We start from the raw sequence: 14944 nt of genomic DNA, 5'->3' as shown, positions 1-14944 counted from the left end.
CTTAAGCACTCCCTTTAATATATGACTGAGCTACTTTGAGATAAATATTTGCTGCACCTGTCAATTTTTCTTTTAATGACAGATTGACCGGATATTCTTTGACTGCAAGTTCAGCGACTAATTTTGGAAGAATAAGGGCTTCCATTTTATTCAGACAACGCACTAAACGTATTGCATGACCTAAATCGCCATCAGCAATCATACGGTCATTTGCAAATGCTTGTGCAGTACTTTCTTGGAAAGAAAATACCAAAAAAGCATGATGCATATGTTTAAAGGTAATCGTTAAATCTGGTTTTTTTGATGCATGGTCGATTAAGACAAGTTGATGTTGTGGATTCACTTGTGCAATAAATGCTGCATCACTGTTGAAAACGTCCATTGAAATCGTGAAGCCGACAGGAAATTTAGCAATTTCCTGTTTTATTTCTTCATCGACTTGACTTGCCATCGCTAAGCCTCTGCCAATCACGTCAAGCATGAGTTTGACATAAGCTTGTTCTAGCGCGGGCTTTACAGAGTTAATAGAAATCACTCACTTGTCCCTTATCACATAGTTTTATAATTTAGAGTAAATACTCTAAAATTATCTAATGACAAAGTAAAGGAGTTTTAATGATCATTCACGATAATTTGACTGAACAGGTCACTTTTTTTTAGATAGGCAATGAGGTCTTGAACTAACATATCAAAACTTGGGTAGGGATTTATCAAATCAGAGATTCTGACCATTTCAAGACCTGCATAACCACATGGATTAATAGTTTGGAAGCCTTCCAGGTCACAATCTATATTAAGTGAGAGTCCATGATAACTGCGACCTTTTCGGATTTTAAAGCCCAGAGATCCAATTTTTCTACCATCAACATAAACACCAGGTGCATCTGGTTTAGCATAAGCTTCGATACCGTATTTTTTTAATAAATCGATCATGACATTTTCTGCATAGCTGACTAAAGTACGGACATTCCAGCCTAATCGATTTAAATCAAACATAAAATATGCAACTAATTGTCCTGGACCATGCCAAGTGACTTGTCCACCACGATCAGTTTGAACAACTGGGATATGGCTAGGCACTAATATATGTTCTGGTTTGCCAGCTTGTCCTTGGGTAAGCACAGAATTGTGCTGCAAAATCCAAAATTCATCTGCTGTTTGTTCGTCACGCTGTTCTGTCATCAGCTTCATTTCTTGGAAGCGATCTTCATAAGAAGTGGTTTGGGTATAGTGACGAATAATCAATTGAGGTTTGGTTTTGACATCCACGGAGGTTAAGGCTCACATTCAAAAATGAGTTTTATTATAGACAATATTGTTGAATTAAGTGTGACCTAGGCACATACTTGATGAATAATTAACAAACATAAAAAAACACGCATGAAGCGTGTTTTTTTATTAAAGTGCAGTTTTAATTAAAGGGCAAGCAGCCAAGTCTGCATATACTTGATGTACTTGCTCAAGCTCTTCAAAACGAAGTTGCGCAGTAATTGAATGATACTTGCCTGTACGCGATGGTGTCACTGTCATTGCATTCCCATCAAAATCAGGGAAATGTTTAACAAAAATGTCATTCACGGCTTTGCGTAAATCCTCACCTGCAAGACCAATCAATTTAATTGGATAATCCATCGGAAACACCCAAAGATGTTCTTGTAGTTCGCGTGATGGAGTGCGATCGATCATGTCAGTCATAGGACACCTCATTAGTAAAAATACCTGCTAGGCGCAGGTATTTAGAATTATTTGCTACATGCTTTATATTATGGGGGAGTGTCCCCCATATTCAAGCCTGTATTATCCTATGGATAGATTAGTCATTCTCAAGGAACGAGCGTAAATGTTCAGAACGCGATGGATGACGTAATTTACGTAACGCTTTTGCTTCGATCTGTCGAATACGTTCGCGTGTTACATCAAACTGTTTACCAACTTCTTCCAACGTGTGGTCCGTCGGCATATCAATACCAAAACGCATCTTCAAGACTTTAGCTTCACGTTCAGTGAGGTTTTCAAGTACCTCACGTGTTGCTTCTTTCAAGCCTTCTGAAGTTGCAGCATCAACTGGTGAAGTGATGTTACCATCTTCAATGAAGTCACCAAGATGTGAGTCTTCATCATCACCGATCGGTGTCTCCATCGAAATTGGTTCTTTAGCGATCTTAAGCACTTTACGAACTTTGACTTCATCCATTTCAAGGCGTTCACCTAACTCTTCAGGCGTAGGTTCACGTCCCATTTCTTGAAGCAATTGACGAGATACGCGGTTGATCTTGTTAATGGTTTCAATCATATGTACAGGGATACGAATCGTACGTGCTTGGTCAGCAATTGAACGTGTAATCGCCTGACGAATCCACCAAGTTGCATAAGTCGAGAACTTATAACCACGACGGTATTCAAACTTATCTACGGCTTTCATCAAGCCAATGTTACCTTCCTGAATCAGATCGAGGAACTGTAAACCACGGTTGGTATATTTTTTCGCGATGGAGATTACCAAACGTAAGTTCGCCTCAACCATTTCTTTTTTAGCACGACGTGCTTTTGCTTCACCAATCGCCATACGTTTAGAAATATCTTTAATTTCACGTACAGTAAGGTCGAGATCTTTTTCGATATCAGCGATTTTTTGTTGGAAAGCAAGAACGTCAGGGCGTACTTTCTCTAAGTATGGTTTTTGGTCAGCAGTGGCTTTAGCAATTTGCTCATCTAACCAAGCTGGATTTGATTCTTGACCAGGGAACGTTGTACGGAATTGAGTACGATCCATACGACCACGACGAACTGCGTAGCGCATTACTTCACGTTCTGCTGTACGAATTTGTTCATGCGTGCCACGAATCATTTCAGAAATGATGTCAAACAAACGTGGTGTGAACTTAAACATCATAAAGACGGTTGCGAGCGACTCAAGAGCTGCTTTACCTTCTTTACTGTTACGACCATGTTTTGCGATCGCATCTTTAGTCGCATTCCACGCAGCTTCTAGCTCTGCAAAACGCACTTTTGCGATTTCAGGGTCTGGACCTGAATCACCCTCAGAATCATCATCACTTTCAGACTCTTCTTCATCATCGTCATCAAGTTTTACATCTTTAGTTGGTTTAGTCTCTGTTTCTTCTTCAAGATCAGCATCAACTTCTTCTAAAACTTCTGGAATTTCTTCATCAGACTCTGGATCTAAATAGCCTGAAAGGATATCGGCTAAACGACGCTCGCCAGTTTCGTAATCTTTATATTCTTGTAATACAACTTCAACCGCATTTGGCCAATAAGCAATTGAGTTTAAAACGTCACGAATACCTTCTTCGATACGTTTTGCAATCTGAATTTCGCCTTCACGAGTCAACAGTTCAACTGTTCCCATTTCTCGCATATACATACGAACAGGGTCAGTTGTACGACCAGGCTCATTTTCTACAGATGCTAAAACTGCAGCTGCTTCTTCTTCAGCAACTTCGTCAGTCGTTTCTGCGCTACTACCATCAAACATTGCATCGTCAGATTCTGGCGCACGTTCGTGTACAGGAATACCGACGTCTTGAAGCATCTGAATGATATCTTCAATCTGTTCGCTTTCAGTGATCGAGTCTGGGAGATGATCGTTAACCTCAGCGTAGGTTAAGTAACCTTGTTCTTTGCCTCGGCTAATCAGAGCCGCTACTTGTGAAGTAGGGGAATGCATATCGCTCATCTTTGCTCTCTTCTCGTTGAATCTGTGGCGGGGAAAAACCGTGCATTCTAGCACAATTAACTTATCTTTAGTATGGTATTAACTCAGTATAATTGGTTTTGAAAACCAATGAATTAAGCTATTTAAGTCAATATTGGGTCAAAATTGTTCATTTCAAGCACATCATGCTTTTTATTTTAAACCAGCAATAAGGATTTGATCCTTGATTAAATAATGACATATTTTTTTGTCCAAAAAAAACTAAAATTTGTATAAATATCAGCGAAAAATAAAATAAAACTTGACAAGTATTCTGAACAAAGATAAATAGCGCCTAGCCCCATTCATTTTTTCACACATGAGGTAGTTTTAGTGTCTTCTACAGATTTTGAACTAGATGATAACTACGGTGATGATGATGTTAGTTTTGATGAAACTACGAGCAAAATTAGCGCCAAAGAATCATTAGAAAAGCGTCGCTTGATTGATGACTTACTCGCACAGCGTCGTTTAGATCGTGAATTGAAAGATCTTGAATATGATTTTGACGATGATGATTTCGACGATGATGAAGACTAAATTAGATTGGGTATCCTGATCTAAAATGTTATTCTACGGAATTAAGATACAACCTTTGGAAATACAATGAGTGCATTAGATTTAGACTTGTTAAGTGACTACTTAGATGGCGACCAAAATGAGCATGGTCTAGATTTTGCTGCAACTCATGGTTTTTTGTGTGCGACAGCTGTAGGTCCTCAATTTGATCGTTGGTTGGATGAGTTATTTGACAATAATCAAAAGAAAGTGCCTACAGAGATCGTAGCTCAAGTTAAACTTTGGTTAGAAGATTTACGTCAAAAACTTGCCAATGAAGAAGGTATCGAATTTCCTTTTGAAATTGAAGAAGCAGATGTAGAGTCAAGCCTTGGGGATTGGAGTGTAGGCTTTGTCGATGCAATGTTCTTAAATGAAGATGCATGGTTCACACCTGAGTTTGAAGAGCAATTGGTTGATCTCACTCTGCCAATTATGGTGTTTAGTGGAGTTGACGAAGAAGATCCTCAAATGGAGTCTTTCCGCCGTAACGGTCAATTAATGGATGAGCTTGCAGAAGAAATTCCAGATAACTTGAATGAATTGTATTTGATGTATCATACGCCGAACTAATTAAAAAGCACCGTAAGGTGCTTTTTTTATTTTGAGTTCTTTCTTTTTTGTCTGTGGTACACAATCCAAATGATTATGCTGATCACAATAGCAATAATTAGATAGCTTACTTGGCTAAATATTTTGTGCATCATTTCAGTGTTATTTCCAAAATAATAACCCACATATGCTAAAAAGGTGGTCCATATAACCGTGCCTAAACCACTATAAAACATAAACTTTGCGAAAGGCATTTTGCTCATGCCTGCAGGTATGCTAATCAGAGATCGTACTGCTGGAACCATACGTCCAAAAAAAACGATTCGATGTCCATATCTTTCAAACCATTCTAATGATTTATCAACATCAGCTACTTTAATAAATAAATACTTGCCATATTTCTCAACGAACGCATAGAGCTTTTGATCAGAGATCTTACGTCCTAACCAATACAGTGTAGCGGCAGCTAAGAGCGAACCTATACTTCCTGAAATAATGACACCGATCAAAAGTAATTGACCCTGAGAAGCGGTATAGCCAGCTGAAGGCATAATAATCTCTGAGGGTATAGGTGGAAAAACATTATCGAGAAACATCAATAGAGCAATGCCGAAATAGCCCAATTGCTCCATCACTGAAATGATCCAATCTTTCATAAGTGATTTGTATTTTAAATTTAAACCTATGCTAGAGGTTTTTAAGAAAAAATACAGTGAAATTAAGTTAATGCATTAATTCAGGGTGTTGAATTTGTATAAGTGTATGAACATAGACTTCTCGTAGGATATAGCTGACGAGAAGGGGCGTTACGCTGATGATGAAGACAAGAGTCATTGAATCTCTCATCTGAAAACCGATTGCTAAAGCAATAATTGCGCCGATACAAGCACCTAACGTTACGATAAAATAATGGGATTGGTTACGTATATGCAATCTAACATCAGAATTATGTGAATCGATATATATAAATTTTAAATGTGTCGGTACAGCTGATACACGATCTAAATGATTATGGTGAGCAAAATTCCGTTGAATAGGAAGATATTTGAATGGCAATCGATTCATGATTTTCTACCTCGAACTAAATTTATTTCCTTCGTATTAAATTTATCTGAATGACTTCATGTGTTTTGTGTTGTTATAAAATAACTTTGTAATGGTGATATATCAGAAATTGAAATTTTGTTTGTTCAATGTAAAAAGCGTCATCTACACTGTAATGTAGACAACGCTTTTGTAAGTTAAATAAAATATTTTTTATTTAGAGGCGTTTACGTTTTGCAGCAATAATCTGAGACTGGCGCATACGGAAACCTTCTTTCTGCTTTTCTGTTGTTTTATCGATACAATAAACACATGATACGCCATGTTCGTAACTTGGTAATGCTACTTCTTCGGGGGTTAATGGCCAACCACAAGCATGGCACTTCACATTTTGACCTTCTTCCACTCCGTGTGTAACCGCAGTACGACCATCAAAAACAAAGCATTCACCTTCCCATAAACTTTCTTCAGGAGGGGTTTCTTCTAAATATTTAAGAATACCACCTTTGAGGTGATATACCTCTTTAAAGCCTTCTTGAAGAAGTAGTGAAGTTGATTTTTCACAACGAATCCCGCCTGTACAAAACATGGCAATCTTTTTATCTTTATGCTGTTCAAGATTGTTTTTTACATATTCAGGGAATTCGCGGAACGTTTCAGTTTTTGGATCAATTGCCCCTTTGAATGTGCCTGCTTTGTACTCGTAATCATTTCTTGTATCGACTAAGATCACGTCATCACGTGCAATGAGTTCGTTCCATTCTTTAGGGTCTAGATAGTGACCAACCAAGTCGCGTGGTTTCACTGGAACACCTAAAGTCACGATTTCTTTTTTATGTTTGATTTTCATTTTACGGAATGGTTTTTCGTCACTGTGTGACTCTTTATATTCCATGTCATTAAATCCTTCATTTAAAAGGAATTGATGAATGACATCAATTGCATGGCGGTCACCTGCAACTGTTCCGTTAATCCCTTCATGGGCAACAATAAGAGTACCGCATAGGTTGATGGTTTTTACCAACTCAAGTAATTTTTGTTGAAGTGCTAGAGAATCTTCAACTTCTTTAAATTGATAAAGTGCCGCAACAACCCAACCAGTGGTCGCTTGCTGTTCTACAGGTGCAAGCTGTTCTACAGTAGCGTTCATGGAGTACTCCAAATGTATTAATATAGGGATAAAATCAGGCGCGTATTCTAACGCGATTTTTGAAAATATGCGAGAAAGCCATAGAAAATTTATGGTTTTATATGAGGAAAATGTTTTGAATACAGCGCGTCGAATCCCTTCATTAACACCATGTGCGGGACGTTGTTCAACAGTGTTTGGTGATGCGGTATGTCGTGGTTGTCGACGTTTTAATCACGAAGTAATTCAGTGGAATACTTATAATGAGGAACAACGACTGAGTATTTGGAAACGTTTAGATCAACAACTGGATCAAATTTTGGTTCCAATGCTTCCTCATGCTCAACTTTCTGAGGTGGAAAAATTCATTGAATCAAAAAGAATCCGAGTATTGGAGAATGCTTCAAAAGGCCGAAAATTATATCATGCGCTTAAAATTTGTGAAAAAAACAAGCATTTAGCAGAGCAGAGTGGTTTAGGTATTTCAGCTCCACATGTTAAACCGATCTGGACTGAGTTTGAACGTCGGGTTCTAGCTTTGGCGAATGCCAGTTATGAATTAGCTTGGTTAAGAGCAGATGGGATTAGCCAGAGCTTGCAGTTGGTGGATGAAGAGTAATTCTATGATAATTTGTTATAAAAAAACTCGCTCAAGTAAGCGAGTTTTTAGTCAATCATTAAGCAACTTGGACAGGAATACAATTTGCTGTGTGATTCACAGTGTTATCTGGATTTGCATAAACCAAACGTGGTTTATGTGCATCAGCTTCTGCAACAGTAAAATCACCGAAAGTCGCGATAATAATAATGTCACCTAAATCTGCTTGGTGAGCAGCACCACCATTTACAGAAATAATGCCTGAGTTTTCTTCACCACGGATTGCGTAAGTTGTAAAACGCTTGCCATTAGTTACATTCCAAATATGAATTTCTTCATATTCACGAATACCAGCTAAATCTAGTAATGCACCATCAATTGCACATGAACCTTCATAATGAAGTTCAGCTTGTGTTACAACTGCACGGTGGATTTTAGCTTTTAATAAACGAGATAGCATGGGAAGCGTCTCCTGAGTTGTTCTAAGATTGTTTTATTATCTAGAAACAACAGTTTTTTAATTTGGGTGAAGCATTTGAAAGCGCATTTTGCCCTCAAATTTTCATCGTGGCAAGAAAAATTGTTGAACAAAAATTAAATTTATCAACTACGGCTTGTAGGCATTTATTTGATTCATTGCCTGCTGAATTTCACCATTCACTAATAATTTTGTACGACTTAGTGCGTGATGAATTGCATCGTCAATGAGCGTTTGTTCACTTGAGGGTGCTTTACCTAGAACATGACCTGATACACGGTCTTTTGATCCAGGGTGTCCAATTCCAATACGTAAACGATGGAAGTTAGGGCCAGTATGAGGAACAACGTCACGTAAACCGTTATGACCACCATGACCACCACCCGTTTTGAGGCGAATGATACCTGGATCCATATCAAGTTCATCGTGAGCAATAAGCATTGCTTCTGGAGAGATTTGGTAGAATTTTGCGAAGGGTACAACACTTTGACCAGAACGGTTCATAAAGGTTGAAGGTAATAAAAGTCGAACATCTTGTCCTTCTACATTACCGCGACCACTTAATCCATTAAACTTAGGGTCATTTTTAAGTGTTATGCCATATTGTTCTGCAAGACGTTCTACATACCAGAAGCCTGCATTATGGCGGGTTTGAGCATACTCTTTACCAGGGTTGCCCAAACCAACAATCAGTGAAATATGAGACACTAATTTACACCATCAACACTTATGCGCGTTTGAAGTCAGCGTGCATTGGAGTGTTTTTAGCTGGGTGACGTTGTAAAGCTTGGATTTTAACGCTTTCAACTTTACCATCAACATCAATTTCAATTACTTCTTCAAAGAAAGCGTTGTCTTCTAAGTATTTAACAAGCTGACGAAGCTCAAGTGTAATTGCTACAGGTGCAGCATCACCACCATAGATGATAGCAGGAACTTTAGATTGAAGACGAAGGCGGCGGCTCGCACCTTTCCCTTGTACTGCTTCTTCACGTGCTACTGCATTTAATACGAAGTTTGCCATGAGAGACATCCTATTTAAGTTAAGTGAACTAGATCTGCGACCGATCTAGTGATAGAAAGCCCTACCAAAAGGCAGGGCTTTAAAATTTTAGCGCTCTATTATAGATAAGAATCAAACATTGCGCTAATAGATTCTTCGTTGTTAATACGACGAATTGTTTCAGCAACCATACTCGCAACTGAAACTTGGCGAATCTTACCAAGAGCTAAAGCTTCTTCTGAAAGCGGAATTGTATCTGTCACAACAAGTTCGTCGATAACAGAGTTTTTCAAATTCTCGATCGCTTTACCAGATAAAACAGGGTGAGTAGCATATGCTACGACACGACGCGCACCAAAAGTCTTCAATGCATCAGCGGCTTTACATAAAGTACCAGCTGTATCAACCATGTCATCAACGATCACACAGTCGCGATCTTTAACATCACCAATCAAATGCATCACTTGTGATTCATTTGCTTTTTGACGACGTTTGTCGATGATAGCTAAATCGATATCGCCCATTTGTTTCGCAACAGCACGAGCACGAACAACACCACCAACGTCTGGCGAAACAACCATAAGGTTGTCATGAGACTGTTGACGTAAGTCAGCTAAAAGCGCTGGCGTACCGTAAATGTTGTCTACAGGGATGTCGAAGAAACCTTGAATTTGGTCAGCATGAAGATCGATCATCACAACACGGTCAATACCTACAGTTGTTAGCATATCTGCTACTACTTTTGCAGTAATTGGAACACGTGAAGAACGAGGACGACGGTCTTGGCGAGCATAACCGAAATAAGGAATCACAGCAGTGATACGACCAGCACTTGCACGACGCAATGCATCTGCCATTACTAAGATTTCCATAAGGTTATCATTAGTTGGAGCACAAGTAGGCTGAACGATGAATACGTCTTTACCACGGACATTCTCAGTGATTTCGACAGCGATTTCACCATCAGAGAATTGACCTACAGATGCAGCACCTAGAGGGATATGCAAGTGGCTAACGACTTTTTGGGCGAATTGTGGATGCGCAGTTCCACTAAAAACGACAAGATTGGGCATGAAGCACCCTTGGCGGTTGAAATGTATAGAATGAGATGGCAGGGGCGGCTGGATTCGAACCAACGGATGGCGAGATCAAAACCCGCTGCCTTACCACTTGGCGACGCCCCTAATGCGGCAGAACTTTAATGGTTTTATATGGGTTTGTCAAGATTGTTTGACTCAACTCATGATACCAATGTTCTGTCTTTTTGAACTAAATTGGCAGGGGCGGCTGGATTCGAACCAACGGATGGCGAGATCAAAACCCGCTGCCTTACCACTTGGCGACGCCCCTATCATTTAAACGATGATTTGATTCAATGGTGATTGTTCTAAACTATTCACTAAGTAAGCTTTACAAGGTGAATGAGCAAGAATGTCATCAATGTTCATTTCAGTCGTTACTTCAGTAAAAACACAAGCACCTGTACCTGTAAGTTTTGCAACACCGAACTGATCTAAATATTGCATTGCTTCATCGACTTCAGCATATAGACTTCTTGCCAGAGGTTCAAAGTTATTTCTGAAATCAGATGGCTTTATCTGATAGGCGCAAAATTTAGAGGTCTTCGTGTCTCTTGTCAACGATTTTTGTGAAAAAAGCAGTTGAGTGCTGATAAAACAGTCAGGTTTTAACACAATGTATTGTTTTTGATCTAAGTCTATGAATGTTAAGTGTTCACCAATACCTTCTGCCCATGCATTACGACCATGGATGAAGATGGGAACATCAGCACCCAGTTGTACACCAATTTCTGCTAATTGATCACGATTTAAGCCACATTGCCAAAGTTGATTCATGATTAATAACGCGGTAGCCGCATTTGAAGAGCCACCACCGAGTCCTGCACCCATCGGTATATTTTTTTCGATGTTGACATGAATGCCTAATTTTTCACTTTTGGCATAGGGTTTCAGCATCATCATTGCACGATAAATCAAATTTTGTTCAAGACTTACTTCTGATAGGCCTGAAATGGAGATAGATTGGTTAGAGATTGGAGTAAATTCCATCCAATCACAAAGATCTATCAACTGAAAAATAGTTTGCAACTCATGGTAACCATTTTCACGGCGCCCCGTAATGTGTAAAAACAAATTCAGTTTTGCAGGGGAGGGTACACGAATCATAAATAATCAAACTTAACGATTTTGAATTACCATTGTAATACGATTTTCAGTTCCATCTTCAAGTTGTTGCTTTAAAATCAAACGGTTTGGTTGTGTAGATTGACCGTTGTAAGATAATTGAATATGCCAACCTTGTTCTTTAATTTCACTGATTCGCATCGATTCGTCTTTTTGAATTTCAGCTTCTTCAGTCGCTTGCTTAGCTTGTACCCAATCGACTAAATAAGTAATTGGTGCTTCCCAACCTGTTGCACGAAACAATAACTCTTCAGGTGAGTTGGCTGTAATTTCACCAGTTTTGGCACTGTTCAGTGTCACTTGACCAGGTTGACCTGAGATTTGAGTTTTACCGACTCCAAGAATTCCGCTTAACTCGATATCAAACTGTTCATCTTGCTGTTGCCAAGTAAAAAAAGCACTGCCTGATTGCTTGGGGGTCTTGACGCCAATTTTACCCTGAAGATTAAATTGATTTGATTGTTCAAGGTTTTGCGTTGTTGGCTGTGATGGTTGAGTTTGAATTGCTTGACAGCCAGTTAACCCAAGAAGCGCACTACTTGTGGCAATCAGCAATAATGATTTTAAATTTAAGATCATACAGTATTAACTCTTTTTGATATTTTGTGGCAACAATAAACTATCGAGTTGATCCAATTGAGGATGATTTGGATGATTTTTATGGAGTTGATGTAACACTTGGCTAAATTCTTCCAGTGAACCCAGCATATAAAGCGATTTAGCATATCGAATGCCGATATTTGGACTTTGGCTGAGTTGATATGCTTTCGCAAGTACACGGGTGGAAGTGTCAAAATCGTTTTGAAGAAAGCAGATATAGCCTAAGGTATCTAAGATAGATGCTTGTTCTGGGGCATTGTCTAAAGCTTGTTCGGCATATTGTCTCGCCTCATCTAAACGACGATTTTGCAACGCCAGAGTATATGCATACGCATTCAGATATGTTGGACTATTGGGTTCGATCGTGAGTAATTTTTTAAGCAATTCATCTAATTGATCGCGATCCGTAAATGGATCAAGTAATAAGACTTGAGAATATAAAATTTCAGGGTCATCAGTTAAATTTTTAGCCGCTTCTTTGAGTAAGCCCAAGGCAGCTTTGTTATTGCCCATTTTTTTGAGTATTTCAGCTTGTGCTTGATATAAGAAACTCGCATGTTGGGGGTAATTCACCCGTTCCTGAGTCAGAAAGCGCAGCGCATCACTTAAGCGATTTTGTTTGTCATAGATTGAAATTAGATTTCGTCTAGAAACCATATATAAATTACCATCTACAAGTCGATAATAAGCTTTAGCTGTTTCAAAATGTTGTTTTCGTTCAGCATTTAATGCCAAATAAAAATAAGCATCATTTTGATACTGTCCAGATGCACGTAGTTCGACCAAATACTGTTCAGCAAGCTCATATTCTTTGAGATCAATTGATGTTAGACCAGCGATAAAAAGAGCTTCTTCCGAATCAGGCCATTTTTTTATGATGCGTTTTAATTTGCTTAACGCCTGTTCATTTTTATTCAGTTTAATTAAGTAGCGGATTTCAGCCAGACTGAGCTCTAAATTATTACGATTTTTACGAGCACTTTTTTCAAACCATTTTAGCGTCTCTTCTTCGTCGCCTAAAGCCATGAGTAAGTTTGCTTTCAGTAAGATAAACCCTGTTGATTTGGGGCGTTTTTTTAATGCTTTATTTAAAGTAATTAAGGCATTTTCGATTTCATTATTTTGTGCTTGTAAACTCGCAATCAAAACGAGAATTGAAGGATTGTTACGCGTTTTACTATTACGCAAAGTGTTTAATAAATATGCTCGATCCTCAGGGGATTCCGGAGAAATTCCTTCAAGAATTTGTTCTAAATCTGATTCAGGATCTAAATTTAAAATATCATCGAGCACATCAGCAGCAAGTTCATATTCGTGTGACTTTAATGCGATATGCGCAAGATAGAATTTTGCAGGTACATCTTTGGGTTCTTGCACGACCCAATGGGTTGCAATATCTAAAGCGGCTTGTAAGTCGTTTTGTTCGAGTGCGACGTTAAGTGCACGTTGTTTTAAAGCTGTTGAACTGGTTTGGATTGCAAGTACGGTATAGTTGTGTAAAGCAGTCGGTGTGTCATGTGCAGCTAAAGCAAATTCTGCAACCATAGCCTGTTGTAAAACTTTATGATTTAAATTGGCATGGTAAAATTCTCCAGATGCTCTAATATGAGCACTGTAAGTCATGCTACTCACTAACAAGAGTGTGGTAGAATACTGTCGAATTGTCATGCCGGTTGTGCGGCTCATTGTTTGACGCAATTTTTTTATCCAAGTACTGCTTTTTATGACACCGTTATTGCACAATAGCATAAATTTAGCCAATTGATGATCTGATATGTCTTTCTTTGCATTGGGTGTCAACCATCAAACAGCCTCAGTTGAATTACGAGAGCAAGTTGCTTTTAACCCTGAAAAGTTAAAACTATTGTTGGCTGAACAAAGTCACCATGACCAGCTGAACGATATGGTTGTGGTGTCAACCTGTAATCGTACTGAAGTCTACGCCATCGCTGATAATGCGGAGATGGTATTAGATTGGCTCGCTCAAAAAAATGGCATTGATGTAAAACAATTACAAAATCATATTTACCGTTATGAAAATACAGATGCTGTGACACATTTGATGCGTGTTGCATCAGGATTAGATTCACTCATGCTTGGAGAGCCTCAGATTATGGGGCAAGTGAAGTCTGCACTTAATTTAGCAAAAGAGTCTGAAGTTGTTTCACAAAATTTAAATCGTATTTTTGAATATGCATTTTATGCTGCTAAGAAAGTGCGTTCAGAAACAGCGGTCGGTAGTCATGCTGTATCCATGGGGTATGCGGTAGCACAGTTAGCACTACAAGTTTTTAGTAAGCCTGAACAATTAACCGTTATGGTGGTTGCAGCAGGTGAAATGAATAGCTTGGTTGCAAAGCACTTAGCTGAAATGGGCGTTGCTAAAATTTTAATTTGTAACCGTGGTCAGGAACGGGCGGAACTTTTAGCGCAAGAAATATCACATCGTGTTGCGGTAGAAATTATTCCTTTTGTTGATTTAGCTCAAAATTTACATCGCGCTGATGTGATTTCAAGTTGTACAGGAAGTTTACATCAGGTCATTTCCTATCAAGATGTTAAGTCAGCACTAAAAAAACGTCGTTACCGTCAAATGTTGATGGTGGATTTGGCTGTTCCTCGCGATATTGAATCTAAGGCTGAAAGCTTGGATGGTGTTTACCTTTATGGGGTGGACGATCTTCAAGGTGTTATTGATGAAAACTTAGCGCAGCGACGCCAAGCCGCTGTTGAAGCTGAAGTGATGGTCAATCAACTAGCAACACAATTGGTGACTCAGCAGAAAGTTTCACAAGCTGGAGCGACAATTAGTGAGTATCGTGCTCATGGAGATAAAGTTAAAGCATTTGAATTAGAGCATGCATTAGATCGTTTAGCCTCTGGCGATGATGCAGCCATTGTCATGCAGGAAATGGCGCATCGTTTGACGCAAAAGCTATTACATCCTACATCCATCTTACTCAGAGAAGTCGCTAAAGATGAAAATCCTGATGTCTATGAAACGATTAAAGAACATTTAGAAGATATTTTTAGTGCTCAGCGAAAACTAAAAAAATAAAAGCG

General features: G+C 38.8%; 18 protein-coding genes and 2 tRNA genes. 4 read left to right on the top strand and 16 right to left on the bottom strand.

Annotation, left to right across the window (positions count from 1 at the left end):
• Position 1: 1 nt before the first annotated feature.
• The 4 genes from AC1M9A_RS05595 to rpoD form a co-directional block, all read right to left on the bottom strand.
• Positions 2-535 (bottom strand): hypothetical protein, encoded by a 534-nt coding sequence (locus AC1M9A_RS05595; RefSeq protein WP_035267888.1) that lies wholly within the window; start codon positions 533-535, stop codon positions 2-4.
• A 77-nt stretch (positions 536-612) separates the two neighbouring features.
• The gene (gene lipB / locus AC1M9A_RS05590; RefSeq protein WP_035267889.1) at positions 613-1269 is read right to left on the bottom strand and encodes a lipoyl(octanoyl) transferase LipB; all 657 of its coding nucleotides are present in this window, start codon (positions 1267-1269) and stop codon (positions 613-615) included.
• A gap of 129 nt (positions 1270-1398) precedes the next feature.
• Positions 1399-1686 (bottom strand): YbeD family protein, encoded by a 288-nt coding sequence (locus AC1M9A_RS05585; RefSeq protein WP_035270687.1) that lies wholly within the window; start codon positions 1684-1686, stop codon positions 1399-1401.
• 127 nt (positions 1687-1813) lie between these two features.
• A complete protein-coding gene (rpoD, locus tag AC1M9A_RS05580) occupies positions 1814-3751 on the bottom strand; it encodes an RNA polymerase sigma factor RpoD (RefSeq protein ID WP_228133303.1) in 1938 nt (645 codons plus the stop codon).
• A 297-nt stretch (positions 3752-4048) separates the two neighbouring features.
• On the opposite strand from rpoD, the gene AC1M9A_RS05575 reads away from it, so the two are divergent.
• Together AC1M9A_RS05575 and AC1M9A_RS05570 are read left to right on the top strand one after the other, a co-directional pair.
• A complete protein-coding gene (locus tag AC1M9A_RS05575; RefSeq protein WP_092766845.1) occupies positions 4049-4255 on the top strand; it encodes a PA3496 family putative envelope integrity protein in 207 nt (68 codons plus the stop codon).
• Between the two features lie 66 nt (positions 4256-4321).
• Complete coding sequence (locus tag AC1M9A_RS05570; protein ID WP_481609807.1) at positions 4322-4846, top strand: YecA/YgfB family protein; 525 nt, start codon at positions 4322-4324, stop codon at positions 4844-4846.
• A gap of 26 nt (positions 4847-4872) precedes the next feature.
• Here the strand turns inward: AC1M9A_RS05570 and AC1M9A_RS05565 are convergent, their stop codons facing one another.
• From AC1M9A_RS05565 to trhO, 3 genes are all read right to left on the bottom strand, one after another.
• Positions 4873-5481 (bottom strand): DedA family protein, encoded by a 609-nt coding sequence (locus AC1M9A_RS05565; RefSeq protein ID WP_481609806.1) that lies wholly within the window; start codon positions 5479-5481, stop codon positions 4873-4875.
• Between the two features lie 67 nt (positions 5482-5548).
• Positions 5549-5890, bottom strand: coding sequence for a hypothetical protein (locus AC1M9A_RS05560; RefSeq protein ID WP_481607572.1), 342 nt, complete (start codon positions 5888-5890; stop codon positions 5549-5551).
• 196 nt (positions 5891-6086) lie between these two features.
• A complete protein-coding gene (trhO, locus tag AC1M9A_RS05555) occupies positions 6087-7019 on the bottom strand; it encodes an oxygen-dependent tRNA uridine(34) hydroxylase TrhO (protein WP_035270894.1) in 933 nt (310 codons plus the stop codon).
• A 91-nt stretch (positions 7020-7110) separates the two neighbouring features.
• Here trhO and AC1M9A_RS05550 point away from each other — a divergent pair, with 91 nt between their 5' ends.
• Positions 7111-7617, top strand: coding sequence for a DUF1289 domain-containing protein (locus tag AC1M9A_RS05550; protein WP_180027954.1), 507 nt, complete (start codon positions 7111-7113; stop codon positions 7615-7617).
• A gap of 58 nt (positions 7618-7675) precedes the next feature.
• Here the strand turns inward: AC1M9A_RS05550 and panD are convergent, their stop codons facing one another.
• The 9 genes from panD to AC1M9A_RS05505 form a co-directional block, all read right to left on the bottom strand.
• Entirely contained in the window at positions 7676-8056 is a 381-nt protein-coding gene (gene panD / locus AC1M9A_RS05545) for an aspartate 1-decarboxylase (protein ID WP_481609805.1), read from the bottom strand.
• Positions 8057-8203: 147 nt separating this feature from the next.
• Positions 8204-8782, bottom strand: coding sequence for an aminoacyl-tRNA hydrolase (pth, locus tag AC1M9A_RS05540; protein WP_481607573.1), 579 nt, complete (start codon positions 8780-8782; stop codon positions 8204-8206).
• 19 nt (positions 8783-8801) lie between these two features.
• A complete protein-coding gene (gene rplY / locus AC1M9A_RS05535) occupies positions 8802-9098 on the bottom strand; it encodes a 50S ribosomal protein L25 (protein WP_035269282.1) in 297 nt (98 codons plus the stop codon).
• A 98-nt stretch (positions 9099-9196) separates the two neighbouring features.
• Positions 9197-10150: a ribose-phosphate pyrophosphokinase gene (locus AC1M9A_RS05530; RefSeq protein ID WP_035269283.1), complete on the bottom strand. Its 954-nt coding sequence runs from the start codon at positions 10148-10150 to the stop codon at positions 9197-9199.
• Positions 10151-10186: 36 nt separating this feature from the next.
• A tRNA-Gln gene (locus AC1M9A_RS05525) sits at positions 10187-10261 on the bottom strand.
• Between the two features lie 91 nt (positions 10262-10352).
• A tRNA-Gln gene (locus AC1M9A_RS05520) sits at positions 10353-10427 on the bottom strand.
• Positions 10428-10432: 5 nt separating this feature from the next.
• Positions 10433-11263 carry a 4-(cytidine 5'-diphospho)-2-C-methyl-D-erythritol kinase gene (gene ispE / locus AC1M9A_RS05515; protein WP_035269285.1) on the bottom strand — a complete coding sequence of 277 codons (831 nt, stop codon included), beginning with the start codon at positions 11261-11263 and terminating at the stop codon, positions 10433-10435.
• Between the two features lie 12 nt (positions 11264-11275).
• Positions 11276-11860, bottom strand: a complete 585-nt coding sequence (gene lolB, locus AC1M9A_RS05510) for a lipoprotein insertase outer membrane protein LolB (RefSeq protein WP_481586488.1) — start codon at positions 11858-11860, stop codon at positions 11276-11278.
• A gap of 6 nt (positions 11861-11866) precedes the next feature.
• Positions 11867-13579: a tetratricopeptide repeat protein gene (locus AC1M9A_RS05505; protein ID WP_481595844.1), complete on the bottom strand. Its 1713-nt coding sequence runs from the start codon at positions 13577-13579 to the stop codon at positions 11867-11869.
• 76 nt (positions 13580-13655) lie between these two features.
• Between AC1M9A_RS05505 and hemA the strand changes: the two genes are divergently transcribed.
• Entirely contained in the window at positions 13656-14939 is a 1284-nt protein-coding gene (gene hemA / locus AC1M9A_RS05500; protein WP_481597262.1) for a glutamyl-tRNA reductase, read from the top strand.
• Positions 14940-14944 lie beyond the last annotated feature (5 nt).

The organism is Acinetobacter sp. ANC_7634 (assembly GCF_056779875.1).
Note: the sequence above shows the minus strand (reverse complement) of the source record. Positions and strands in the feature narration are given on the sequence as shown.

Bases quoted from the DNA above. Each gene is read 5' to 3' on its own strand.
- AC1M9A_RS05585 (WP_035270687.1), bottom strand. From the start codon at position 1,686: ATGATCGATCGCACTCCATCACGCGAACTACAAGAACATCTTTGGGTG.
- AC1M9A_RS05570 (WP_481609807.1), top strand. From the start codon at position 4,322: ATGAGTGCATTAGATTTAGACTTGTTAAGTGACTACTTAGATGGCGAC.
- AC1M9A_RS05565 (WP_481609806.1), bottom strand. From the start codon at position 5,481: ATGAAAGATTGGATCATTTCAGTGATGGAGCAATTGGGCTATTTCGGC.
- AC1M9A_RS05560 (WP_481607572.1), bottom strand. From the start codon at position 5,890: ATGAATCGATTGCCATTCAAATATCTTCCTATTCAACGGAATTTTGCT.
- trhO (WP_035270894.1), bottom strand. From the start codon at position 7,019: ATGAACGCTACTGTAGAACAGCTTGCACCTGTAGAACAGCAAGCGACC.
- AC1M9A_RS05550 (WP_180027954.1), top strand. From the start codon at position 7,111: ATGGTTTTATATGAGGAAAATGTTTTGAATACAGCGCGTCGAATCCCT.
- panD (WP_481609805.1), bottom strand. From the start codon at position 8,056: ATGCTATCTCGTTTATTAAAAGCTAAAATCCACCGTGCAGTTGTAACA.
- rplY (WP_035269282.1), bottom strand. From the start codon at position 9,098: ATGGCAAACTTCGTATTAAATGCAGTAGCACGTGAAGAAGCAGTACAA.
- AC1M9A_RS05530 (WP_035269283.1), bottom strand. From the start codon at position 10,150: ATGCCCAATCTTGTCGTTTTTAGTGGAACTGCGCATCCACAATTCGCC.
- ispE (WP_035269285.1), bottom strand. From the start codon at position 11,263: ATGATTCGTGTACCCTCCCCTGCAAAACTGAATTTGTTTTTACACATT.
- lolB (WP_481586488.1), bottom strand. From the start codon at position 11,860: ATGATCTTAAATTTAAAATCATTATTGCTGATTGCCACAAGTAGTGCG.
- hemA (WP_481597262.1), top strand. From the start codon at position 13,656: ATGTCTTTCTTTGCATTGGGTGTCAACCATCAAACAGCCTCAGTTGAA.